Consider the following 22,989-nt stretch of genomic DNA (forward strand, 5'->3'; position numbering starts at 1 on the left):
CTATAAACCGCGCGCTTGGGGCATAATCCGCCACCACTGGAATGCATCGAGCCAATCAGCTACAAAGATGCCCAGCGCGAAAAAGAGTTCAGAGTGTGCTGCATTTATCTGAACAACACCCGAACAACAATAGACGCTCCCCACATTTTGGCCGATCAGCGCTAGCGCTGTGCAGTGAGCCGAAAAAGGATATTCATGAAGAAGCTGTGTTTGCTCGGCCTTGTTGCCACTCTGGCCACCCACCCCGTCTGGGCAGAAACAAAGCCTGCTGCGCTTAAAGACAAGGACGCCTTCGTCAGCGACCTGCTCAAGCAGATGACCCTCGATGAAAAAATCGGCCAATTGCGCCTGATCAGCATCGGCCCCGAAATGCCCCGTGAGCTGATCCGCAAGGAAATTGCCGCCGGCCGCATCGGTGGCACGTTCAACTCCATCACGCGCCCGGAAAACCGTCCGATGCAGGACGCGGCCATGCGCAGCCGGTTGAAGATCCCGATGTTTTTCGCCTATGACGTGATCCACGGCCACCGCACGATCTTCCCGATCAGCCTGGCCCTGGCCTCCAGCTGGGACATGGACGCCATCGGCCGGTCCGGGCGCATTGCCGCCCAGGAAGCCGCCGCCGACAGCCTCGACATCACCTTCGCACCGATGGTCGACATCTCCCGCGACCCGCGCTGGGGCCGTACCTCCGAAGGCTTCGGCGAAGACACCTACCTGGTCTCGCGCATCGCCGAAGTGATGGTCAAGGCATTCCAGGGCACCAGCCCCGCGAATGCCGACAGCATCATGGCCAGCGTCAAGCACTTCGCCCTGTATGGCGCCGTGGAAGGCGGGCGCGACTACAACGTGGTCGACATGAGCCCGGTCAAGATGTACCAGGACTACCTGCCCCCGTACCACGCGGCGATCAAGGCCGGTTCCGGCGGCGTGATGGTGGCGCTCAACTCGATCAACGGCGTACCCGCCACCGCCAACACCTGGCTGATGAACGACCTGTTGCGCAAGGACTGGGGCTTCAAGGGCCTGGCCGTCAGCGACCACGGTGCGATCTTCGAGCTGATCAAGCACGGCGTGGCCAAGGACGGGCGTGAAGCCGCCAAGCTGGCGATCAAGGCCGGCATCGACATGAGCATGAACGACTCGCTGTACGGCAAGGAATTGCCAGGGCTGCTCAAGTCCGGTGAGATCGAGCAAAGCGACATCGACAACGCCGTGCGCGAGGTGCTTGGCGCCAAGTACGACATGGGCCTGTTCAAAGACCCGTACCTGCGTATCGGCAAGGCCGAGGACGACCCGGCCGACACCTATGCCGAAAGCCGCCTGCACCGCGCCGAAGCGCGTGACGTGGCGCGCCGCAGCATGGTCTTGCTGAAGAACCAGAACGGTACCCTGCCGCTGAAGAAATCCGCGACCATTGCCCTGGTGGGTCCATTGGCCAAGGCGCCCATCGACATGATGGGCAGCTGGGCCGCCGCCGGTAAGCCGGCACAATCGGTGACCCTGCTCGACGGCCTCAACGCGGTGATCGGCGAAAAAGGCAAGATCATCTATGCCCGTGGCGCCAACATCACCAATGACAAGGCCGTGGTCGACTACCTCAACTTCCTCAATTTCGATGCCCCGGAAGTGGTGGATGACACGCGCCCTGCCCAAGTGATGATCGATGAAGCGGTCAAGGCCGCCAAGGATGCCGATGTGGTGGTCGCCGCCGTGGGTGAATCCCGTGGCATGTCCCACGAATCGTCGAGCCGCACCGACCTGAATATCCCGCAAAGCCAGCGCGACCTGATCAAGGCGCTCAAGGCCACCGGCAAGCCATTGGTGCTGGTACTGATGAACGGCCGCCCGCTGTCGATTCTCGAAGAGAACCAGCAAGCCGACGCGATCCTGGAAACCTGGTTCGCCGGCACCGAGGGCGGCAATGCCATCGCCGACGTGCTGTTCGGTGACTACAACCCGTCGGGCAAGCTGCCGATCACCTTCCCACGTTCGGTGGGGCAGATTCCGACCTACTACAACCACCTGACCATTGGCCGGCCCTTCACCCCAGGCAAGCCGGGCAACTACACCTCGCAGTACTTCGATGACACCACAGGGCCCCTGTTCCCGTTCGGTTATGGCCTGAGCTACACCACGTTCAGCCTCTCGGACATGGCGCTGTCTTCCACCACCCTGAACAAGACCGGCAAGCTCGACGCCAGTGTCACCGTGACCAACACAGGCAAGGTGGACGGCGAAACCGTGGTGCAGTTGTATATCCAGGACGTGGCCGGCTCGATGATCCGCCCGATCAAGGAGCTGAAGAACTTCCAGAAAATCATGCTCAAGGCCGGTGAAGAGCGCACGCTGCACTTCACCATCACCGAGGAAGACCTGAAGTTCTACAACACCCAGCTCAAGTTCGCAGCGGAGCCGGGCGAGTTCAATGTCCAGATCGGGCTGGATTCCCAGGATGTGCAGCAGCAGACCTTCGAACTGCTCTGACACCTGACACGGTCAAAAAATGTGGGAGGGGGCTTGCCCCCGATTTCGGTGTATCAGCCAGCAGATCTGTCGCTGAATCACCGCTATCGGGGGCAAGCCCCCTCCCCCATTTGATCTCAGTGTTCTTGCTAGCCGCGCCGATCCAGCACGTTCACCACCAAGCGATCAATCCAGCCCCACACCCGCTGCTTCACCCGCCGCCACAACGGCCGCGATTTCCACGCTTCCAGGCTCACCGCCTGGCTCTGGGTAAAATCCCGCTCGAAGCTGTCCACCACGTCCCGCGTCAACTCAGGGTCCAACGCTTCCAGGTTGGCTTCCAGGTTGAAGCGCAGGTTCCAGTGGTCGAAATTGCATGAGCCGATGCTGACCCAGTCATCCACCAACACCATCTTCAGGTGCAGGAAGCACGGCTGGTACTCGAATATCTGCACACCCGAGCGCAGCAGGCGCGGGTAATAACGGTGCCCGGCATAGCGTACGGAGGGGTGATCGGTGCGTGGCCCGGTGAGCAGCAGACGCACATCGACCCCGCGTCCCGCCGCTCGGCGCAAGGCACGGCGTACCCCCCAGGTGGGCAGGAAGTACGGGGTGGCCAACCAGATGCGGTGCTTGCCGCTGTTCAAGGCGCGAATCAACGATTGCAGGATGTCGCGGTGCTGGCGCGCATCGGCATACGCCACGCGCCCCAGGCCTGGCCCCGTCGCGGGCACCTTGGGCAGGCGCGGCAAACCGAAATGAGTGGCGGGCTTCCACTCCCGGCGCGCGCTGTTCGCGTGCCATTGCCGGTCGAACAACGCCTGCCAATCCAGCACCAGCGGCCCGCTGATCTGCACCATCACTTCATGCCAGTCAGCGGTGTCTTGCCCTGGGGTCCAGAATTCATCGGTCACGCCCGTGCCGCCGACCACGGCGATTTGCTGGTCGATCAGCAACAGCTTGCGGTGGTCGCGATACAGGTTGCGCATCCAGCGCCGCCAGCTCAAGCGATTGTAAAAGCGCAGTTCCACCCCGGCATCCGTCAAGCGTTTGCGCAACCCGAGGGTAAACGCCAGGCTGCCGTAATCATCAAACAAGCAACGCACCCGCACGCCACGCCCAGCCGCCAACACCAGCGCCTGCACCATGGCTTCGGCGCAGGCCCCGGCTTCCACCAGGTACAGCTCCAGCTCCACCTGACGCTCTGCCCGGGCAATGCCCACCAGCATCTGCGGAAAAAACTGCGGGCCGTCGATCAACAACTCGAACCGGTTGGCGCTGCGCCACGGGAACACTGCGCCGCTCACGTCAGCGCGCCGTAAAGATCAGCACCGCACCCACCGGCACCGACAAACTGATCGACTTGAGCCCAGCCGCCTTGCGCAATGCCGCCACACCGGGTGCCAGGTCGAAATCCTCGGCGTGCAACACCAACGGTTCCAGGGTGACCACCTGGAAACGCCGGTCATCCAGGCGCGTGGCCAGCAGCTCGGCGTTGTAGGTCTGGGTCTTGCCATGCAACGTGACGCTCATGGGCAGGCGCAATTCCAATTGCGCGCCAGGGGCCAGGTCATTGATGGGTTGCAGGTTGATCTGCGCACTGATCAGCGCTTCAGGGAAGGTCTTGATCTCGAACAGTTGATTGCGCATGCGCTCATCACGCAGCGGGATGCCACTGTTGACCGACTCCAGCTCCACCTCCAATTGCGCAGCGCCCTTGCTGTCGACCTTGCCGTGCAGCACCAGGAAGCGCTGCACCTCGGCGATCTCGGTGTTTTTGGTGGTGACGAACGACAGGCGTGAGGATTCGTTATCCAGGTACCAGTCGGCATGGGCAGGCACTGCGGCAGCGGCCAGCACGGCGAAGGCCAGGGGTTTGATGACAGACGCGTTGAACATTAAGGACTCGTGGGGCGAAAAACCTGAACGAACCTTAACTGTGCCGCCTGCCGGGCGCAATGTAACTGACACAGCCGCCCCCACATCGGGTATGACGTTTCAGGGGATGAGGCGGCACCCCTGGTGTTCGCCCAACCATCTGGCGGTATGGGTACGCCCCAATCCACTGGCGGTGACTTCACTGCGCTTCGGGTCATCGGTGAACGCACTGATCGGCACGTACTGCTTCACATACCCCCGGCAATACTCGGCTGGATTGTCCGCCACATACCGGCACGAGCAGTACTCCTTGGCCGTATACGCCGCGATGATGTCGGGGAAGGCTTGCAGGTTGACGCGCTCGTGCCAGACCCAGCCCACCAGGGCAAGCAACAGCACGAGAAAAAGGCTGGTGAACGGCCGACGACGAATCATGGTTGCACCGCCGCAAGCACGCGCTTGAGCAGTTCGTTATGGCGGTAGCTGCCGTCGCGATCATCGCCATAGCGCACGATCACCAGGTGCTCATCCGGCATCACATACAGCGCCTGCCCCCAGTGCCCGAGGGCGGCGAAGGTATCGGCGGGGGCATCGGGCCAGGGTCGGGCAGCGCCCTGCACTTCGCGATTGAGCCACCAATGGCCGCCGGGGACGGCTTCGTCCTGGCCGGCCTTGTATGGGTCGAAAGGTTTACGGTTGAAAGCAACCCAGTCTTCAGGCAGCAATTGTTGATCGCCCCAGCGTCCGTCGCGCGCCATCAGCAGGCCGACGCGCGCCAGGTCGCGCGCAGTGAGGTAGGCGTAGGACGAGGCGACAAAGGTTTCGTCGGCATCGGTTTCCCAGGTGGCGTTGTGAATACCCAACGGCTTGAACAACGCATCCCAGGGGTAACTCATGTAGGCCTTGTGGCCGAGCATCCCTTTGAGGGCCGCGGACAATAGGTTGCTGTCGCCGCTGGAGTAACGGAAGACCCGGCCCGGTGCACTGGCGGCGTCCATGCCGGCGGTGAATTCCGCCATGTCGGCGCGGCCACGGGTATAGAGCATCGCGACGACCGAGGATTTCAGCGGGGCGAACTCGTAGTCTTCCTGCCAATCCAGGCCCGAGGCCCAGTGCAGCAGGTCGGCCATGCTGACCGTCGGGTGCTGTTTCATTGGCGGATAGAAGCGCGCCACCGGGTCAGTCAACTTGAAGCGTTTTTCGCCATAGGCCACGCCGAGCACCGTCGCCATCAGGCTTTTGCTGACCGACCAGGTCAAGTGCGGCGTGCTCGCGGTGGTGGGTTCGGCGTAGCGCTCATAGACGACTGCGCCATCGCGAATCACCAGCAGCGCGTCGGTTCGAATACCTTGGCGATGGGTGTCGTCACGCGCGGGGAATGCATAGGCATTCAAGGCATCGACAGCAGGACCGGAGAGCGGCGGGGCCTTGGCCCACTCCTTGTCAGGCCAGGTTTCAGCATGGGCAGTAACGGTGACTGACAGCAGGGCAACGCACAACAGGCCTCGGACCATGGACACAAACTCAAGGGGGCGTTCAAGCCCGCGAGCCTAGCCGAGGCCGATGACAGATTGGCGACACGGAGGGCTGTCATCTAAGCGTCACCGGAACTTCATGGAGATGACACCGAGCCTACATAGCCTGAGTTTGGACAAACAAGTCGACCGGCCGAAAGGTGGCTGGCACTCGGAGATTCGCCATGACTCAGATCGCCCGCATCAGCGACACCGGCAATGAACGCCGTCTGCAAGCCGAACGCCTGGTTGGCGCAAAGGCTTTGCAGGAAGCCCAGGCCCTGCGGTTCAACGTGTTCAGCGGCGAATTCAACGCCAAGCTGAAAGGCGCGGAATTGGGGCTGGACATGGATGACTATGATGTTCACTGCAGCCACATCGGCGTGCGGGATTTGAACAGCGGTCGACTGGTCGCCACCACCCGTTTACTCGACCACCAGGCCGCCAGCAGCCTGGGTCGGTTCTACAGCGAAGAAGAATTCAGCCTGCATGGCCTCCTGCATTTACAGGGCCCGATCCTGGAAATCGGTCGCACCTGTGTCGACCCCGCCTACCGCAACGGCGGCACCATCGCCGTGTTATGGGGCGAGTTGGCCGAGGTGCTTAACCAGGGCGGCTACAGCTACCTGATGGGGTGTGCGAGCATCCCGATGCACGACGGCGGCATCCAGGCCCACGCCATCATGCAACGCCTGCGCGAACGCTACCTGTGCAACGAACATCTGCGCGCCGAGCCGAAAAAACCTCTGCCGGCGCTGGATCTGCCGTCCAACGTGATCGCGGAAATGCCGCCGCTGCTCAAGGCCTATATGCGCCTGGGTGCGAAGATCTGCGGCGAGCCGTGCTGGGATGAGGATTTCCAAGTGGCCGACGTGTTTATCCTGCTCAAGCGCGATGAACTGTGCCCGCGTTACGCACGCCACTTCAAGGCGGCCATGTGATGCGCCGTCTGCGCGTGTACGGGCGCATCGCCCGCGTGCTGCTGGTGGTGGCGCTGGGCTTGAGCATGGCCAGTGTGTTTGGTGTGTTCGAGCGCCTGGGCGTGGCTAACTCGATGGTGCGACGCCAACGTTGGTCGCGGTTCTTTATGGCGCGATTGACCAATGCCCTGCCCTTTCGGGTGACGGTGCACGGCGAGTTGCCGCAGACACCGATGCTGTGGGTGAGCAATCACGTGTCGTGGACCGATATCCCGCTGCTGGGCATGGTCACGCCGATGTCGTTTTTGTCCAAGGCCGAAGTGCGCACCTGGCCGGTGGCCGGCTGGTTGGCGGCGAAGGCCGGTAGCTTATTTATCCGTCGCGGTTCGGGCGACAGCCAGTTGATCCGCAAGCAAATGACCCGCCACCTGGAGCAACAGCACCCGCTGCTTATGTTCCCCGAAGGCACCACCACCGACGGGCGCAGCCTGCGTACCTTTCACGGGCGCTTGCTGGCCAGTGCGATCGATGCCGATGTATCGCTGCAACCGGTGGCGATCCGTTATCTGCGCGACGGGCAAGTGGACCCGCTGGCACCGTTTATTGGCGATGATGATTTGCTCTCGCACCTAATGCGCCTGTTCGGCAATGACCAGGGCGACGTGGAAATCCATGTGCTCAAGCCGATTGCCTGCGCCGGGCAGGAACGCGCGGCGCTGGCGTTCCAGGCGCAGCAGGCGGTGCAGAAGGCGTTGTTTGGGGCCCTGCCGGAAACAGAACAGATTGCGGTTCGGCCGGCCTTCGCGGCCTGAAGCGGGCACGGGCAACAATGTGGGAGGGGGCTTGCCCCCGATGGCAGTGTGTCAGTCAACAGATTCATTGGCTGAACCACCGCTATCGGGGGCAAGCCCCCTCCCACATTTAGATCCCGGTATTCAGTTGGCGTTGTGCGAACGCCTGTAGCTCCGGGTAGAACTCACTGAAGTCTTTGCTCAGCGGCTCATACAGAATCCGCAATTCCTGCATCGCATGCCCCAGCTCATCAGGCTGCGTGAGCCGCCGCGAAATCCCGCGCAACACCGGCTCCATCATCGCGAACTCCCGGTACGAACCGAGCCAATCATCCGCCGCCATAAAGGGTGCAATCTGCGCCAACCGTCCCGGCAATTGCGGTTCGGCCGCGAGCACGCGGTACACCTGCGAGGTGAAGCGCTCCAGGGGCTGCTCGGCATACAGCGCCCAATCCCGCGCCAGGCAATGATCGAAAAACACATCGAGGACGATCCCGGCGTAGCGCCGGCGGGTCAGGCTGAAGCGCGACAACGCCTCGCCGACCAACGGGTGGCTGTCGGTAAAGCGGTCGATCGAGCGATGCAACTGGATCGCCGCTTCGATGGGCGGGCTGAACTGGCCTTGCAGGCGGCCTTTGACAAAGTCGCCATACAGACTGCCCAGCAGTTGAGCAGGAAGTTGGCCGCCCAGGTGCAGATGTGCGAGATAATTCATGGTGCGCAGTCTATCACTGCGACCCACGTATCGTTATAACCCGATATACCGATTCAGTCTTGGCTAAGACCGAAATCATATTGGTATATCGGGATGTATCGATTTAAAGTTCGCTTCATCGCGATATAACGCTTTACGAAACCGAGCAACTGCCATGTCCATTGACCTCGACGAAATAATAAAAGCTCTGGCACACCCAGTACGACGAGACATTCTCACCTGGCTCAAAGACCCGAAAGTGCAGTTCCCCGAGCAACTGCACAACCACGAATACGGTATCTGCGCCGGCCAGATCGACCAGCGTTGCGGCTTGTCCCAGTCCACCGTGTCGGCCCACCTGGCCACCTTGCAACGGGCGGGATTGATCAGCAGCCAGAAGGCCGGGCAGTGGCACTTTTTCAAACGCAACGAGGAAACCATCCAGGCTTTTCTCGCGGCACTCGTTACTGAACTCAGCCCTGAAGTCAGTTCTGAAATGCGCGCACCGCTTTAACAAGGAAACCCAAATGCCCCTCTCGCTCCTCATCCTGGCCCTGAGCGCCTTCGCCATCGGCACCACCGAGTTCGTCATCATGGGCCTGTTGCCCGATGTGGCGGCGGACCTGGGTGTGTCGATTCCCGGTGCCGGCTGGCTGGTCACCGGCTACGCCCTGGGCGTGGCGATCGGCGCACCGTTCATGGCACTGGCGACCGCCAAGCTGCCACGCAAGGCTGCCCTGGTAGCGTTGATGGGCATCTTCATTATCGGCAACCTGCTTTGCGCCCTGGCCAGTGACTACAACGTGCTGATGTTTGCCCGTGTGGTCACCGCGCTGTGCCACGGTGCGTTCTTTGGTATCGGTTCGGTGGTGGCGGCCAACCTGGTGCCGGCCAACAAACGCGCTTCGGCCGTCGCCTTGATGTTCACCGGCCTGACCCTGGCCAACGTACTCGGTGTGCCATTGGGTACCGCCCTGGGCCAGCAAGCCGGCTGGCGCTCGACCTTCTGGGCGGTGACCGTCATTGGCGTGATCGCCTTGATCGGCCTGATCCGCTTCCTGCCGGCCAAGCGGGACGAAGAAAAACTCGACATGCGTGCCGAACTGGCCGCCCTCAAAGGGGCTGGCATCTGGCTGTCGCTGAGCATGACGGCACTGTTCGCCGCGTCGATGTTCACCCTTTTCACTTACGTGGCACCACTGCTTGGTGATGTCACCGGCGTATCGCCCAAGGGCGTGACCTGGACCCTGCTGCTGATCGGCCTGGGCCTCACCGTGGGCAACATCATCGGCGGCAAGCTGGCGGACAAACGCCTGGCGGCCACCCTGATTGGCGTATTCATCAGCATGGCGGTGGTCTCCACCGCACTGACCTGGACCAGCGTCGCCGTGATCCCGACCGAGATCACCCTGTTCCTGTGGGCCACCGCTTCATTTGCCGCCGTACCTGCGCTGCAGATCAACGTGGTGACCTTCGGCAAGGCCGCACCGAACCTGGTGTCCACCCTGAACATCGGCGCCTTCAACATCGGCAACGCCCTCGGCGCCTGGGTCGGCGGCAGCGTGATTGCCCACGGTTTCGGCCTGACCAGCGTGCCCTTGGCGGCTGCGGCCCTGGCGATCCTGGCCCTGCTGGTAACCCTGATTACTTTCCGTCAGAGCGGCGATGCCGACCTGGCCCCTGCGACCAACTGATCAACTTCAAACAGAAGGGTGTTATCCCATGACGACTATTTTCGATCCGATCAAACTGGGCGACCTGGAACTGTCGAACCGCATCATCATGGCGCCGCTGACCCGCTGCCGTGCCGATGCCGGCCGCGTACCCAACGCGCTGATGGCCGAGTACTACGTGCAACGGGCTTCCGCCGGGCTGATCCTCAGCGAAGCCACCTCCGTGACGCCGCTGGGCGTGGGCTACCCGGACACCCCGGGCATCTGGTCCAACGACCAGGTGCGCGGCTGGGCCAATGTGACCAAGGCGGTGCATGGCGCGGGCGGCAAGATCTTCCTGCAACTGTGGCACGTTGGCCGCATCTCCCATGAGTCCTACCTGAACGGTGAGACCCCGGTGGCCCCGAGCGCCATCCAGCCTAAAGGCCACGTCAGCCTGGTGCGCCCACTGGCCGACTACCCGACACCACGCGCGCTGGAAACCGCTGAAATCGCCGACATCGTCGACGCCTATCGCACCGGTGCCGAGAACGCCAAGGCCGCCGGCTTCGACGGCGTGGAAATCCATGGCGCCAACGGCTACCTGCTCGACCAGTTCCTGCAAAGCAGCACCAACAAGCGCACCGATCAATACGGCGGCTCCCTGGAAAACCGCGCACGGCTGTTGCTGGAAGTGACCGATGCCGCCATCGAAGTCTGGGGCCCCGGCCGTGTGGGCGTGCACCTGGCACCCCGCGCCGACGCCCATGACATGGGTGACGACAACTTGGCGGAAACCTTTACCTACGTCGCCAGCGAACTGGGCAAGCGAGGCATCGCCTTTATCTGCTCGCGTGAAAAGGAAGGTGCCGACAGCCTCGGCCCGCAACTGAAAAAAGCCTTCGGCGGCCCCTATATCGCCAACGAACGTTTCACCAAGGACAGCGCTAATGCCTGGCTGGCCTCGGGCAAGGCGGATGCGGTGGCCTTCGGCATACCGTTCATTGCCAACCCGGACCTGCCGGCTCGCCTGAAGGCCGATGCGCCGTTGAACGAAGCGCACCCGGAAACCTTCTACGGCAAAGGGCCAGTTGGTTACATCGACTACCCGACCCTGCCGCTGTAATCGGCCGAAACCTAAGACCAAATGAGGGAGGGGGCTTGCCCCCGATGGCGGTGCGTCAGTCACAGTATGTGTTGACTGAACCACTGCCATCGGGGCAAGCCCCCTCCCTCATTGTTGGCTGCGTGCAGGTTCTGGCTACATTGCTTCACAGAACCGAAACAAAATCGCTACAAAATACTTAGGCGGCTACCTATCAACCGCCCGCCAGCCCGTATATAAAGTCACTCCATCAATCAGGCAGAAGGACGATTGACTGTCCTTAGGCTTTACTGTTGACACAATCTGACGCAATTACACATTTTGTCTTAATTGCGCAGGTTAGGGCTCAGGCGCAGCATATCCAACCCTATGTCGGCCCAACGCTCTGCCTCCTGATGCAACGCGTAGCTGTCAGGCACCAGCAGCCATTGCCAGAGCAGCCCGTCGATGTAGGCATGCAGGCACACTGCCCCTCGGACAGTGTCGAGGTTTTCCGGAAGTTGCCCGCGGTTCACCGCGTTACGCAGTGTCAGGCCGATGCGCAGGTTGCATTCGAGGGTGTGGGTCTGGCGTTGGCGGCGCATGTCACACATTTCATCGGTGAATTCGCACTTATGAAACAAAATCTCATTGATGCGTCGGGTTTTCGGGTCCAGAACCACTTGATGAAACAGATGAATCAGCAACTTGCGCATGCACCCCAACGGGTCAACCTCATCCTCGCTTTCACTGGCGCGCGCCAATTCATCCAGGGGCTCGTGCAGGGTTTCCAGCATCGCCTGCAACAAATCGGCCTTATTGCTGAAATGCCAATAGATGGCGCCCCGCGTCACCCCGGCCAACGCCGCGATATCCGCCAGCGTGGTCCGCGCAACACCGCGCTCGTAAAAGGCATGCTCGGCGGCTTGGAGAATCTGGTTGCGCGTTTCCTGAGCTTCCTCTTTGGTGCGACGAACCATGGCAGTAAAACCTCAATCGGGATACTTGAGACTATCGGTAACGCGGCTTTAATAGGCGGTAACGATCATCTGAATAAATTGTGGGACGACACCGTCATGGGCGCCGAACGTACTAGAATCGAGGCTTTGGGCGTTGCTTTGTCAACATTGCGCGAAACCTGTCAAGAGTTTACAAACAACCATGAACGTAAGTATATTGCGTAGCAAGCTACTTATCTACTCACAACCTGTTTTTTACCCTTCCACACTTCTTGTGCGCACCCTGCGCGCCTGACCCGAGGATCTTCATGCAACTTAAGCCAGCTGTTACCGCTCTGGTCACTGCCGTCGCCCTGGCATCGCTGCTCAGCGGATGTAAAAAGGAAGAGGCGGCTCCGCCCGCTCAAATTCCTCAGGTCGGCGTGGTCACCCTTCAACCGCAAGCCTTCACCCTGACGTCCGAGCTGCCAGGCCGCACCACCGCCTACCGCATCGCGGAAGTTCGCCCTCAGGTCAGTGGCATCATCCTCAAGCGCCTGTTCAAGGAAGGCGGGGATGTGAAAGAAGGCCAGCAGCTTTATCAGATCGATCCCTCGGTCTATGAGGCCACCCTTAAAAGCGCACAAGCCAGCCTGACGCAGACCAAGTCGATCTCGGATCGCTACAAGCAATTGGTCGACGAACAAGCCGTCAGCCGTCAGGAATACGACACCGCTGTCGCCAACCGCATGACCGCCGAAGCAAACGTTCAAACCGCCCAGATCAACGTGCGCTACACCAAGGTGTTCGCGCCGATTTCCGGGCGTATTGGCCGTTCCTCGGTGACCGAGGGCGCGCTGGTCAGCAATGGCCAGGCCGATGCCATGGCCGTGATCCAGCAACTGGACCCGATCTATGTCGACGTCACACAGTCCTCGGCTGAAATGCTGAAACTGCGCCGCGACCTGGAAAGCGGCCAGTTGGAGAAAGCCGGCGCCAACGCCGCCAAGGTCAAACTGACCCTGGAAGACGGCAGCAGCTACGGCCTGGACGGTAAATTGGAGTTCTCCGAAGTGTCGGTCGACCAGACCACCGGCTCGGTGACCCTGCGCGCGGTGTTCCCCAACCCTGACCACACCCTGCTGCCGGGCATGTTCGTACATGCCCAGTTGCAAGCCGGCGTGAACAGCAAGGCCATCCTGGCGCCGCAGCAAGGCGTGACCCGCGACCTCAAGGGCACCCCGACAGCGCTGATCGTCAATGCCGACAACAAGGTCGAGCAACGTGAACTGGTGGCCAACCGTACGACGGGTGCCTACTGGCTGGTGGAAAAAGGCTTAAACGCCGGTGACCGTGTGATCACCGAAGGCCTGCAATTCATCAAGCCGGGCATCGAAGTCAAGGTCAAGGACGCCGGCAACGCCCAGCCCGCTGGCACCGCTGCTCCTTCTGCCGCTGCTGGCAAAGGGGAGTAATCCATGTCGAAATTTTTTATCGACCGTCCCATTTTCGCCTGGGTAATTGCCCTGGTGATCATGCTGGTCGGGGCACTTTCGATCCTGAAGCTGCCCATCAACCAGTACCCGGCCATTGCGCCAACCGCCATCGACATCCAGGTGACCTACCCAGGCGCGTCTGCACAAACCGTGCAGGACACCGTGGTGCAGGTCATCGAACAACAGCTCAACGGTATCGACAACCTGCGTTATGTCGCCTCGGACAGTAACTCCGACGGCAGCATGACCATCACTGCGACGTTCAACCAGGGTACCAACCCGGACATCGCCCAGGTCCAGGTGCAGAACAAGCTGAACCTGGCGACCCCACTGCTGCCGCAAGAAGTGCAGCAGCAGGGTATCCGCGTAACCAAGTCAGTGAAGAACTTCCTGATGGTGATCGGCCTGGTGTCGGAAGACGGCAGCATGACCAAGGACGACCTGTCCAACTACATCGTGTCCAACATCCAGGACCCGATTTCCCGGACTGCGGGTGTAGGTGACTTCCAGGTCTTCGGTTCGCAGTACGCCATGCGTATCTGGCTCGACCCGGCCAAGCTGAACAACTACCAGCTCACGCCGGTGGATGTCAGCAACGCCATCCAGGCCCAGAACGTCCAGGTTGCCACTGGCCAATTGGGTGGCCTGCCCGCCCTGCCCGGCACCCAGCTGAACGCCACCATCATCGGCAAGACACGCCTGCAAAGTGCAGATGAGTTCGCCAAGATCCTGATGAAGGTGAACGCCGACGGCTCGCAGGTTCGCCTGGGCGACGTTGCCCGTATCGAACTGGGCGGCCAGAACTACAGCATCAGTGCGCAGTTCAACGGCAAACCGGCATCCGGCATGGCAATCAAGCTGGCGGCGGGTGCTAACGCCCTGGACACTGGCAAGGCCATCCGCGCCACCGTGGCATCGCTGGAACCGTTCTTCCCGCCTGGCATGAAGGCCGTGGTGCCTTATGACACCACGCCGGTCGTAACCGAATCGATCTCCGGTGTGGTTGACACCTTGGTCGAAGCGATCGTGCTGGTGTTCCTGGTGATGTTCCTGTTCCTGCAGAACTTCCGCGCCACCATCATCACCACCATGACCGTACCGGTGGTGCTGCTGGGTACCTTCGGGATCCTCGCGGCATTCGGCTTCACCATCAACACCCTGACCATGTTCGGCATGATCCTGGCCATCGGCCTGCTGGTGGACGATGCCATCGTGGTGGTCGAAAACGTCGAGCGGGTCATGGCCGAGGAGCACCTGTCGCCGAAGGAGGCGACGGTCAAATCCATGGGCCAGATCCAGGGCGCCCTGGTGGGTATTGCCCTGGTACTGTCGGCGGTCCTGTTGCCGATGGCGTTCTTCGGCGGTTCCACCGGTGTGATCTACAAACAGTTCTCCATCACCATCGTTTCGGCCATGGCGTTGTCGGTACTGGTTGCCCTGATCTTCACCCCGGCCTTGTGCGCCACCATGCTCAAGCCGATCGATCCGGAAAAGCATGGCCAACCCAAGCGCGGCTTTTTTGGCTGGTTCAACCGCACCTTCGATAGCGGCGTACAGAAGTACGAGCGCGGCGTCGGTTCCATGATCAAGCACAAGGTTCCAGCGTTCCTGGTGTATGCGCTGATCCTGCTGGGCATGATCTGGATGTTCACCCGTATCCCAAGTGCGTTCCTGCCCGATGAAGACCAGGGTGTGATCTTCGCCCAGGTGCAGACCCCCGTCGGCTCTTCGGCTGAACGCACACAAAAAGTCATCGACGATATGCGTGCCTTCCTGCTGAACGACAAGGAAGGCGAGCCAGGCGAAGGCAAGGCCGTGAAGTCGGTATTTACCGTAAACGGCTTCAACTTCGCCGGCCGTGGCCAGAGTTCGGGCCTCGCCTTCGTGATGCTCAAGCCGTGGGACGAGCGTGACGCGACCCAGTCGGTGTTTGAAGTGGCCAAGCGTGCCCAGGGCTATTTCTTCGGTGCCTTCAAGGACGCCATGGTATTTGCCATCGTGCCGCCTTCGGTTCTGGAATTGGGTAACGCCACCGGTTTCGACGTGTTCCTGCAAGACCAGGGTGGCGTCGGCCACGACAAGCTGATGGCAGCGCGTAACCAGTTCCTCGGTGCGGCCGCCCAAAGCAAGATCCTCGCAGGCGTGCGTCCCAACGGCGTGAACGATGAGCCGCAGTACGAGCTGAGCGTCGATGACGAGAAAGCCAGTGCCCAGGGCATCAGCCTGGCAGACATCCAGCAAACCTTGGCAATTGCCTTGGGGGGCAGCTACATCAACGACTTCATCGACCGTGGTCGTGTGAAGAAGGTGTATGTACAAGGCGATGCCGCCAGCCGTATGTCCCCGGAAGACCTGGACAAATGGTACGTGCGCAGCACCTCCGGGAAGATGGTGCCGCTGTCGTCCATCTCGTCGGGCAAGTGGATCTTCGGTTCGCCGAAGCTCTCGCGATACAACGGTGTAGCGGCGATGGAAATCCTCGGTACTCCGGCACCGGGCTACAGCACCGGTGACGCGATGGCGGAAGTCGAGCGTATCGCCAAGGACCTGCCAGCGGGTGTTGGTTATTCGTGGACCGGGTTGTCGTATGAAGAACGTTTGTCCGGCTCCCAGGCACCTGCGTTGTACGCCCTGTCGCTGCTGGTAGTGTTCCTGTGCCTCGCGGCACTGTACGAAAGCTGGTCGATCCCGATCGCGGTGATTCTGGTGGTACCGCTGGGTGTCATCGGTGCTCTGATCGCCACCAGCCTGCGCGGCCTGTCCAACGACGTGTTCTTCCAGGTGGGCTTGCTGGTAACGGTGGGCCTGGCGGCGAAAAACGCCATCCTGATCGTGGAGTTCGCCAAGGAACTTCATGAGCAGGGCAAAGGTATCGTCGAGGCTGCCATCGAAGCGTCCCGCATGCGTCTGCGCCCGATTATCATGACGTCCATGGCGTTCATGCTCGGCGTACTGCCGCTGGCCGTGTCCACGGGCGCGGGTTCGGGCAGCCAGCATGCAATCGGTACCGGCGTAATTGGCGGTATGATCACCGCAACTGTGCTCGCGATCTTCTGGGTGCCACTGTTCTTCGCAACCGTGTCCGCTGCTGGCGAGCGTAAAAAGACTGTTACTACTGAAACCCCTAAAGAGGCTGGCCAATGAGCAAGTCGCTACTTTCCCTGGCGGTCACGGCATTCGTGCTCAGTGGCTGCTCGCTGATCCCTGACTACCAGCGCCCCGAAGCGCCGGTGGCAGCTCAGTTCCCACAAGGGCCGGCGTATTCGTCGGCCCAGGCGCCGGGCCAGGCCGCTGCCGAGCAGGGCTGGAAGCAGTTTTTCCATGACCCTGCCCTGCAACAGCTGATCCAGACCGCGCTGGTGAACAACCGTGACCTGCGTGTCGCGGCCCTGAACATCGACGCCTATGCCGCGCAGTACCAGATCCAGCGTGCTGATCTGTTCCCCGCTGTGTCGGCTACAGGCAGCGGCAGCCGTTCGCGCACCCCGGCCAAGCTGTCGCAGAGCGGCGAAGCGACTATCGCCAGCCAGTACTCGGCCGGCCTCGGGATCAGTTCCTATGAGCTGGACCTGTTCGGTCGCGTACGCAGCCTGAGCGAAGAAGCCCTGCAAAAGTACTTCGCCACCGAAGAGGCACGGCGCAGTACCCAGATCAGCCTGGTGGCCAGCGTGGCCAACGCCTACCTGACCTGGCAGGCCGACAAGGAACTGCTCAAGCTCACCCAGGACACCCTGGGCGCATACGAGCAGAGCTTCAAGCTCACCTCGCGCAGCAACGAAGTTGGCGTGGCCTCGGCTCTCGACCTGAGCCAGGCGCGGACCTCGGTGGAAAACGCCCGCGTGGCACTGGCACGCTACACCCGCCAGGTGGCCCAGGACGAAAACAGCCTGACCCTGCTGCTGGGCACCGGGCTGCCAGCGAATCTCGCCAGCAAGCCGCTGTCGGATGACCTGCTCAGCGAAGTGCCGGCTGGTTTGCCTTCGGACCTGTTGCAACGTCGTCCCGACATTGTGCAGGCCGAGTACAACCTCAAGGCGGCTAACGCCAATATCGGCGCGGCCCGTGCAGCGTTCTTCCCAAGCATCAGCCTGACCGCCAGCGCCGGTACCGCAAGCCCGACCCTGGGCGGCCTGTTCAAGGGCGGTTCGGGTACCTGGTCGTTTGCTCCGCAGATCAACATCCCGATCTTCAACGCCGGTAGCCTGCGCGCAAGCCTGGACTACTCGAAGATCCAGAAAGAGATCAACGTGGCCAACTACGAGAAGGCGATCCAGACCGGCTTCCAGGAAGTCTCCGACGGCCTCGCCGCACGTGAGACCTACAAGCAGCAACTGGATGCCCAACGCGGCTTCGTCGCGGCCAACCAGGATTACTACCGCCTGGCCGAGCGTCGCTATCGCATCGGTGTCGACAGCAACCTGACGTTCCTCGACGCTCAGCGCCAACTGTTCAGCGCCGAACAATCGCTGATCACCGATCGCCTTGCGCAACTGACCAGCGAGGTCAACCTGTACAAGGCCCTCGGCGGTGGTTGGAACGAGCAGACGGCGAAGAACGAGCCGTTGAAAGAAGAAGCGCCGAAGCTGAAGTTGTTCTGATAGCAGCGCTGTAAAACAAAACCGCTTCCCTCGCAGGAAGCGGTTTTTTTATGCCTGGTCATCGGTGCTTGCGTGCTATGACCGGACTGTTTTTGTGGCGAGCGGGCTCGCCACAACAAGCCCGCCCAGCACAATAATCGCACTCGTCACCACGCTCTCCCGCCTTGCTTTCCGCTCAACCTTTCAGGGTAAAATCTGTCACAGATTCTTACAGACCACAGAGGGAGCTTGTCGTAATGATCGTAGGAATCGACCTGGGGACCACTAACAGTCTCGCTGCAGTCTGGCGCGGTGATACCGCCGAAATGGTGCCCAATGCCCTGGGCCAGTTGCTGACCCCAAGCGTGGTCGGGCTGGACGACCAAGGCCGTGTCCTGGTAGGCCAGGCCGCCAAAGAGCGCCTGCACACCCACCCGCACCTGACGACCTCGTTGTTCAAGCGCTACATGGGCAGCGCCACCGAAGTGCGCCTGGGCGACCGCTCGTTCCGCCCCGAAGAACTCTCGGCGCTGGTGCTCAAAAGCCTCAAGGAAGACATCGAGCGCACCTACGGCCAAACCGTCACCGACGCGGTGATCAGCGTGCCCGCCTACTTCAGCGACGGCCAACGCAAGGCCACGCGCATCGCCGGTGAACTGGCGGGGCTCAACGTTGAAAAACTGATCAACGAACCGACCGCCGCGGCCTTGGCCTACGGCCTGCATCAACGTGATAAAGAAACCTCGTTCCTGGTCTTCGACCTGGGCGGCGGCACTTTCGACGTGTCGATCATCGAGCTGTTCGACGGGGTGATGGAAGTACGCGCCAGCGCCGGCGACAACTTCCTCGGTGGCGAAGACTTCGACACCCTGTTGCTCGAACACTTTGTCGACAGCCAACGTAACGCCACGGGTTTCCCGCCCACCAGCACTGTGCTGCAAGCCCTGCGCCGCGAAGCCGAGCGCGTGCGCAAAGCCCTGGGCCAGGATGACAGCGCCGAATTCGCCCTGCGCGTCGACGGCCAGCAATGGGTGAAGACCATCACCCAACAGGAACTGGCCAAGCTCTATACGCCACTGCTGGAGCGCCTGCGCGCACCGATCGAACGCGCCCTGCGCGACGCGCGGATCCGGGTCGGCGACCTGGATGAAATCCTGCTGGTGGGCGGTACCACGCGCATGCCCCTGGTACGTAAGCTCGCCGCTGGCCTGTTCGGGCGCTTCCCTTCCATCAGCCTCGATCCCGACCAGGTGGTGGCCCACGGCGCGGCGATCCAGGCCGCGCTCAAGGCGCGCTCCGCCGCCCTCGAAGAAGTGGTGCTGACCGACGTGTGCCCCTACACCCTGGGCATCGAAATCTCGAACCAGTACGGCGGCTATATCGAAAGCGGCCATTACCTGCCATTGATCGAACGCAACAGCAGCGTGCCGGTCAGCCGGGTCAAAAACGTGGTCACCCTGCGCGATGACCAGACCCACGTGCTGCTGAAGATCTACCAGGGCGAAAGCCGCCTGGTCAAAGACAACATCGAGCTGGGCCAACTGGATATTCCTGTGCCCAAGCGCAAGGCCGGCGAGGTCTCCCTGGACGTGCGCTTCACCTACGACAACAACGGCCTGCTGGAAGCCCAGGTGAATATCCCGCTGACCGGCGAGCAGCATTCGCTGGTGATCGAGAACAACCCCGGCGTGCTCAGCCCGCAGGAGATCCAGCAACGCCTGCAAGCCCTGGCGCAATTGAAGGTTCACCCACGCGACCAGCAGGTCAACACCGTGCTCGTCGCCCGCCTCGAACGGCTCTACCAGGAAAACCTCGGCGAACTGCGCGAACAGCTCGGGCATTGGGCGGCGCAGTTCCAGCAGGTACTCGACACCCAGGACGAACGCCGCATCCGCGATGCCCGCAGCGAACTGACCCGTCAACTTGAGCAACTCGACAACGGGTTCTGGCGCTGAGGGAATACCGATGGATTGCTGGAACGTACTGCAACTGCCGGATGACGCCGACGAGCGCAGCATCAAGCGCAGCTATGCGCGGCTGCTCAAAAGCTGCCGCCCGGACGACGATGCCCAAGGCTTCCAGCGCCTGCGCGAAGCCTATGAACACGCGTTGAGTGAAGCACGCTGGCGGGCGGATAACGAAGGGGAAGAACGCGTCCAGGCGCCCGTAGCCGAAGCGGTCTACGGAAACCTGAACGACCTGGCCGAACTGATGGACGTCAGCCCCGTCAGCCCCGCGTCCCTCGAAGCCCCCACACCGGACGCGGCGCAGGCATTGCTTGGCGGCCTTAACGCGCACAACCTCGATGAACGCTGGGCGCAGGCTCGGCAACAGGGCTGCACCGATGCATTCCAGGCCGGGCTGTTGCGCCATTGTTTCGAAGCACCGGGCGAACGCAGTGCCATCGTCGGTTGGGCCGTGCAACACCTGGAATGGCTGACCCCCTGGCAGCAGGTGGCCATGACCCCGTGGCAATACGAAGCGCTGACCGGCGAGCTGCTGCAAGACTACCGCCGCACCCTGCAGGAACTGCTGGAGCAAAAGGCCGAGCGCGAGTTCATCACCCAGCTCACTCAATACACCAACCAGCCCTGGCTGCGGGTGTTCGACCTGCAACAGCAGTGGCAGCGCATCGTCCTGCACCTGCTGCATGACACCCAATGGAGCGTGCCGCTGTTCGAGCGCGTGTGCCAGGCATTCGGTTGGGACGACGAGAAAGGCGTGTACCCGGAACCGGCGTGGATGTGGCGCGAATTGGTGTCGCGTTGCGAGCAGGAAAGTTTCTTTGCCAACCTGCAGGACAAGGCTCAGGATCTGCGGCGCACATCCCCGGATGCGTTGGCGGCGCGTCTACTGCTGACGCCCATGTCGGCCACGCAACACAAACGCATGATCGACGGCTTTGGCGAAAACGAATGGAACGCCTGCCAGCACCTGGCGCAAGTATTGACCTGGCGTTACCCGCAGTTGGCTGAACGACTGCCCCACAGCGATCTGTTCTTCTGGCGCAAATTCGTGCCCCGGCCGATCTACACCCAGGTGTTTATCCGGCTGTGGGCCATCTTCGCCCTGGGGCTTGGCCTGAGCATCGCCCACGCTAAGCCAGACAGAATGGACGGGATGTCGCTGGTCATTTTCATGCTGATGGCGTTCGTGCCGGCGGCCGTTGGCTTTCGCGTCACCCAAATGTGGGCCGGGATGAGTTCAACCTATCGGGTTCTGGATGTGTGGCTGAGCCAGTACCTGATCCCCAAGCGAATCAACCCCAATGGCTACTGGCTGGTCATTCGCCACGGGGTACCGCAGGCGATCATGCTGGTGGCCTGCGGCTTGATGCTCGGCGTGCTGGGCATGCTCACCTACGCGGGCATGGTCCTGATCAACCTGTTGCACAAGACGCGTATCGGTCAGATGAGCCAGAAATTCAGCGAAGGCTACCCGTGGCTGAACGGTTTGCACTGGGCCTTCTGGAGCCCCCTGCAAGTGGTGTTCCTGGTGGTGATGGTGGCGCTGATCGTCGCGGCGCAACACTACCTGCCGGCGGTGCCCTGGACCCACTTCGACCTGCCCAAACGATAACCCGCAAATGCCGGGCCCCAGCGCCCGGCAACTTGCGTTCGATCATCGCCCAAAACCCGCCCAGCCCCACTTTCATCGCCCCCACAACGCCCCGCACCATGGCCGCCACCTGCATAACCCCCAATAACAACAGGTCCAACGCCATGAGCACTTTTCACCCTCGCCAGCTGTTGCTGGCTACCGCTGTCGCCAGCCTTGCCCTTCCCGTCGCCGCCGAAGAACACGGTTTCCTGGAAGACGCCAATGCCAACCTCAACCTGCGCAACTTCTTCTTCAACCGCAATTACACCAACCCTACAAAGGCCCAGGGAGGTGCACAGGAGTGGACGCAGAGTTTCATTCTCGACGCCAAATCCGGGTTCACCCAGGGCACCGTAGGGTTTGGCGTGGATGTGCTGGGCTTGTACTCGCTCAAGCTCGATGGCGGGCGCGGTACGGGTGGCACCCAGCTGTTGCCGCTGGACCACGATGGCCGCCCTGCGGATGAATTCGGGCGTCTGGGCGTGGCGTTCAAGGCGCGTATGTCCAAGACCGAACTGAAGGTCGGCGAGTGGATGCCGGTGCTGCCGATCCTGCGCGCCGACGACGGCCGCTCGCTGCCGCAAACCCTGCGTGGCGGGCAGATCACCTCCAAAGAGATCGACGGCCTGACCCTCTACGGCGGCCAGTTCCGCGCCAACAGCCCGCGTGACGACAGCAGCATGAGCGACATGTCGATGTTCGGCAAAGCCGCGTTCACCTCGGACCGCTTCAACTTCCAGGGCGGCGAATACCTGTTCAATGACAAACGCACCCAGATCGGCCTGTGGAACGCCCAGCTCAAGGACATCTACAGCCAGCAGTTCGTCAACCTGATCCACAGCCAGCCCATTGGCGACTGGACCCTCGGCGCCAACCTCGGGTTCTTCTATGGCAAGGACGACGGCAGCGCTCGCGCAGGCGACCTGGACAACAAAACCTGGTCCGGTCTGTTCTCCGCCAAGTACGGCGGCAACACCTTCTACGTCGGCCTGCAAAAACTCACCGGCAACAGCGCGTGGATGCGCGTCAACGGCACCAGCGGCGGCACCCTGGCCAACGACAGCTACAACTCCAGCTACGACAACGCCCAAGAGAAGTCCTGGCAAGTACGTCACGACTACAACTTCGCCGCCCTCGGCGTGCCCGGCCTGACCCTGATGAACCGCTATATCAGCGGCAGCAACGTACACACCGGCACGATTACCGACGGCAAGGAATGGGGCCGCGAGACCGAACTGGGCTATACCGTGCAGAGCGGCGCGTTGAAAAATTTCAATGTGCGCTTGCGCAATTCCAGCATGCGCCGCGACTACAGCAACAACGAATTCGATGAAAACCGGTTGATTGTCAGCTACCCGATAAGTCTGCTGTAAACCGGC

Annotated in this window: 18 protein-coding genes; 12 read left to right on the forward strand and 6 right to left on the reverse strand. The window is 61.6% G+C overall.

Annotation, left to right across the window (positions count from 1 at the left end):
• The first annotated feature begins 195 nt into the window (after positions 1 to 195).
• A complete protein-coding gene (gene bglX, locus QU606_RS09110; protein WP_024073933.1) occupies positions 196 to 2,487 on the forward strand; it encodes a beta-glucosidase BglX in 2,292 nt (763 codons plus the stop codon).
• A 128-nt stretch (positions 2,488 to 2,615) separates the two neighbouring features.
• Here the strand turns inward: bglX and QU606_RS09115 are convergent, their stop codons facing one another.
• From QU606_RS09115 to QU606_RS09130, 4 genes are all read right to left on the reverse strand, one after another.
• Entirely contained in the window at positions 2,616 to 3,773 is a 1,158-nt protein-coding gene (locus QU606_RS09115; protein WP_024073932.1) for a phosphatidylserine/phosphatidylglycerophosphate/cardiolipin synthase family protein, read from the reverse strand.
• Position 3,774: 1 nt separating this feature from the next.
• Positions 3,775 to 4,365: a YceI family protein gene (locus QU606_RS09120; protein WP_102625391.1), complete on the reverse strand. Its 591-nt coding sequence runs from the start codon at positions 4,363 to 4,365 to the stop codon at positions 3,775 to 3,777.
• A 99-nt stretch (positions 4,366 to 4,464) separates the two neighbouring features.
• Positions 4,465 to 4,779 carry an amidase gene (locus QU606_RS09125; RefSeq protein ID WP_102625392.1) on the reverse strand — a complete coding sequence of 105 codons (315 nt, stop codon included), beginning with the start codon at positions 4,777 to 4,779 and terminating at the stop codon, positions 4,465 to 4,467.
• Entirely contained in the window at positions 4,776 to 5,858 is a 1,083-nt protein-coding gene (locus QU606_RS09130; protein ID WP_024073929.1) for a serine hydrolase, read from the reverse strand. Before QU606_RS09130 ends, QU606_RS09125 begins: the two co-directional genes overlap by 4 nt.
• A gap of 185 nt (positions 5,859 to 6,043) precedes the next feature.
• On the opposite strand from QU606_RS09130, the gene olsB reads away from it, so the two are divergent.
• Entirely contained in the window at positions 6,044 to 6,799 is a 756-nt protein-coding gene (gene olsB / locus QU606_RS09135) for an L-ornithine N(alpha)-acyltransferase (RefSeq protein WP_024073928.1), read from the forward strand.
• Positions 6,799 to 7,590 (forward strand): lysophospholipid acyltransferase family protein, encoded by a 792-nt coding sequence (locus QU606_RS09140; RefSeq protein WP_041160860.1) that lies wholly within the window; start codon positions 6,799 to 6,801, stop codon positions 7,588 to 7,590. The genes olsB and QU606_RS09140 overlap by 1 nt, the downstream gene beginning before the upstream one ends.
• A 109-nt stretch (positions 7,591 to 7,699) precedes the next feature.
• On the opposite strand, the gene QU606_RS09145 is transcribed toward QU606_RS09140, so the two are convergent.
• Positions 7,700 to 8,284: an ACP phosphodiesterase gene (locus QU606_RS09145; protein WP_102625394.1), complete on the reverse strand. Its 585-nt coding sequence runs from the start codon at positions 8,282 to 8,284 to the stop codon at positions 7,700 to 7,702.
• A 154-nt stretch (positions 8,285 to 8,438) separates the two neighbouring features.
• On the opposite strand from QU606_RS09145, the gene QU606_RS09150 reads away from it, so the two are divergent.
• The 3 genes from QU606_RS09150 to QU606_RS09160 are packed head-to-tail and all read left to right on the forward strand — an operon-like array spanning position 8,439 to position 11,041.
• Entirely contained in the window at positions 8,439 to 8,777 is a 339-nt protein-coding gene (locus tag QU606_RS09150) for a helix-turn-helix transcriptional regulator (protein ID WP_024073924.1), read from the forward strand.
• 13 nt (positions 8,778 to 8,790) lie between these two features.
• Positions 8,791 to 9,957, forward strand: a complete 1,167-nt coding sequence (locus tag QU606_RS09155; protein ID WP_024073923.1) for an MFS transporter — start codon at positions 8,791 to 8,793, stop codon at positions 9,955 to 9,957.
• Positions 9,958 to 9,985: 28 nt separating this feature from the next.
• Entirely contained in the window at positions 9,986 to 11,041 is a 1,056-nt protein-coding gene (locus tag QU606_RS09160; protein ID WP_024073922.1) for an alkene reductase, read from the forward strand.
• Positions 11,042 to 11,346: 305 nt separating this feature from the next.
• Here the strand turns inward: QU606_RS09160 and QU606_RS09165 are convergent, their stop codons facing one another.
• Positions 11,347 to 11,979 carry a TetR family transcriptional regulator gene (locus QU606_RS09165; protein WP_024073921.1) on the reverse strand — a complete coding sequence of 211 codons (633 nt, stop codon included), beginning with the start codon at positions 11,977 to 11,979 and terminating at the stop codon, positions 11,347 to 11,349.
• A 287-nt stretch (positions 11,980 to 12,266) separates the two neighbouring features.
• Between QU606_RS09165 and QU606_RS09170 the strand changes: the two genes are divergently transcribed.
• The 6 genes from QU606_RS09170 (at position 12,267) to QU606_RS09195 (ending at position 22,983) form a co-directional block, all read left to right on the forward strand.
• Entirely contained in the window at positions 12,267 to 13,412 is a 1,146-nt protein-coding gene (locus QU606_RS09170; protein ID WP_304998324.1) for an efflux RND transporter periplasmic adaptor subunit, read from the forward strand.
• Positions 13,413 to 13,415: 3 nt separating this feature from the next.
• On the forward strand, positions 13,416 to 16,577 hold the full coding sequence (locus tag QU606_RS09175) for an efflux RND transporter permease subunit (protein WP_024073919.1): 3,162 nt from the start codon (positions 13,416 to 13,418) through the stop codon (positions 16,575 to 16,577).
• Positions 16,574 to 18,031 (forward strand): AdeC/AdeK/OprM family multidrug efflux complex outer membrane factor, encoded by a 1,458-nt coding sequence (gene adeC / locus QU606_RS09180; RefSeq protein WP_024073918.1) that lies wholly within the window; start codon positions 16,574 to 16,576, stop codon positions 18,029 to 18,031. Before QU606_RS09175 ends, adeC begins: the two co-directional genes overlap by 4 nt.
• A gap of 236 nt (positions 18,032 to 18,267) precedes the next feature.
• Positions 18,268 to 19,965 (forward strand): molecular chaperone HscC, encoded by a 1,698-nt coding sequence (locus tag QU606_RS09185; RefSeq protein ID WP_069075422.1) that lies wholly within the window; start codon positions 18,268 to 18,270, stop codon positions 19,963 to 19,965.
• 10 nt (positions 19,966 to 19,975) lie between these two features.
• A complete protein-coding gene (locus tag QU606_RS09190; protein WP_304998325.1) occupies positions 19,976 to 21,589 on the forward strand; it encodes a J domain-containing protein in 1,614 nt (537 codons plus the stop codon).
• Positions 21,590 to 21,732: 143 nt separating this feature from the next.
• Entirely contained in the window at positions 21,733 to 22,983 is a 1,251-nt protein-coding gene (locus QU606_RS09195) for an OprD family porin (RefSeq protein ID WP_304998326.1), read from the forward strand.
• Positions 22,984 to 22,989 lie beyond the last annotated feature (6 nt).

It is taken from the genome of Pseudomonas sp. OVF7, assembly GCF_030644265.1.
Lineage (GTDB): Bacteria > Pseudomonadota > Gammaproteobacteria > Pseudomonadales > Pseudomonadaceae > Aquipseudomonas > Aquipseudomonas gorinensis.

Excerpts from the sequence above, each read along its gene's own strand:
- bglX (WP_024073933.1), top strand. The coding sequence starts at position 196 with ATGAAGAAGCTGTGTTTGCTCGGCCTTGTTGCCACTCTGGCCACCCAC.
- QU606_RS09120 (WP_102625391.1), bottom strand. The coding sequence starts at position 4,365 with ATGTTCAACGCGTCTGTCATCAAACCCCTGGCCTTCGCCGTGCTGGCC.
- QU606_RS09125 (WP_102625392.1), bottom strand. The coding sequence starts at position 4,779 with ATGATTCGTCGTCGGCCGTTCACCAGCCTTTTTCTCGTGCTGTTGCTT.
- QU606_RS09130 (WP_024073929.1), bottom strand. The coding sequence starts at position 5,858 with ATGGTCCGAGGCCTGTTGTGCGTTGCCCTGCTGTCAGTCACCGTTACT.
- olsB (WP_024073928.1), top strand. The coding sequence starts at position 6,044 with ATGACTCAGATCGCCCGCATCAGCGACACCGGCAATGAACGCCGTCTG.
- QU606_RS09140 (WP_041160860.1), top strand. The coding sequence starts at position 6,799 with ATGCGCCGTCTGCGCGTGTACGGGCGCATCGCCCGCGTGCTGCTGGTG.
- QU606_RS09145 (WP_102625394.1), bottom strand. The coding sequence starts at position 8,284 with ATGAATTATCTCGCACATCTGCACCTGGGCGGCCAACTTCCTGCTCAA.
- QU606_RS09150 (WP_024073924.1), top strand. The coding sequence starts at position 8,439 with ATGTCCATTGACCTCGACGAAATAATAAAAGCTCTGGCACACCCAGTA.
- QU606_RS09155 (WP_024073923.1), top strand. The coding sequence starts at position 8,791 with ATGCCCCTCTCGCTCCTCATCCTGGCCCTGAGCGCCTTCGCCATCGGC.
- QU606_RS09160 (WP_024073922.1), top strand. The coding sequence starts at position 9,986 with ATGACGACTATTTTCGATCCGATCAAACTGGGCGACCTGGAACTGTCG.
- QU606_RS09165 (WP_024073921.1), bottom strand. The coding sequence starts at position 11,979 with ATGGTTCGTCGCACCAAAGAGGAAGCTCAGGAAACGCGCAACCAGATT.
- QU606_RS09170 (WP_304998324.1), top strand. The coding sequence starts at position 12,267 with ATGCAACTTAAGCCAGCTGTTACCGCTCTGGTCACTGCCGTCGCCCTG.
- QU606_RS09175 (WP_024073919.1), top strand. The coding sequence starts at position 13,416 with ATGTCGAAATTTTTTATCGACCGTCCCATTTTCGCCTGGGTAATTGCC.
- adeC (WP_024073918.1), top strand. The coding sequence starts at position 16,574 with ATGAGCAAGTCGCTACTTTCCCTGGCGGTCACGGCATTCGTGCTCAGT.
- QU606_RS09185 (WP_069075422.1), top strand. The coding sequence starts at position 18,268 with ATGATCGTAGGAATCGACCTGGGGACCACTAACAGTCTCGCTGCAGTC.
- QU606_RS09190 (WP_304998325.1), top strand. The coding sequence starts at position 19,976 with ATGGATTGCTGGAACGTACTGCAACTGCCGGATGACGCCGACGAGCGC.
- QU606_RS09195 (WP_304998326.1), top strand. The coding sequence starts at position 21,733 with ATGAGCACTTTTCACCCTCGCCAGCTGTTGCTGGCTACCGCTGTCGCC.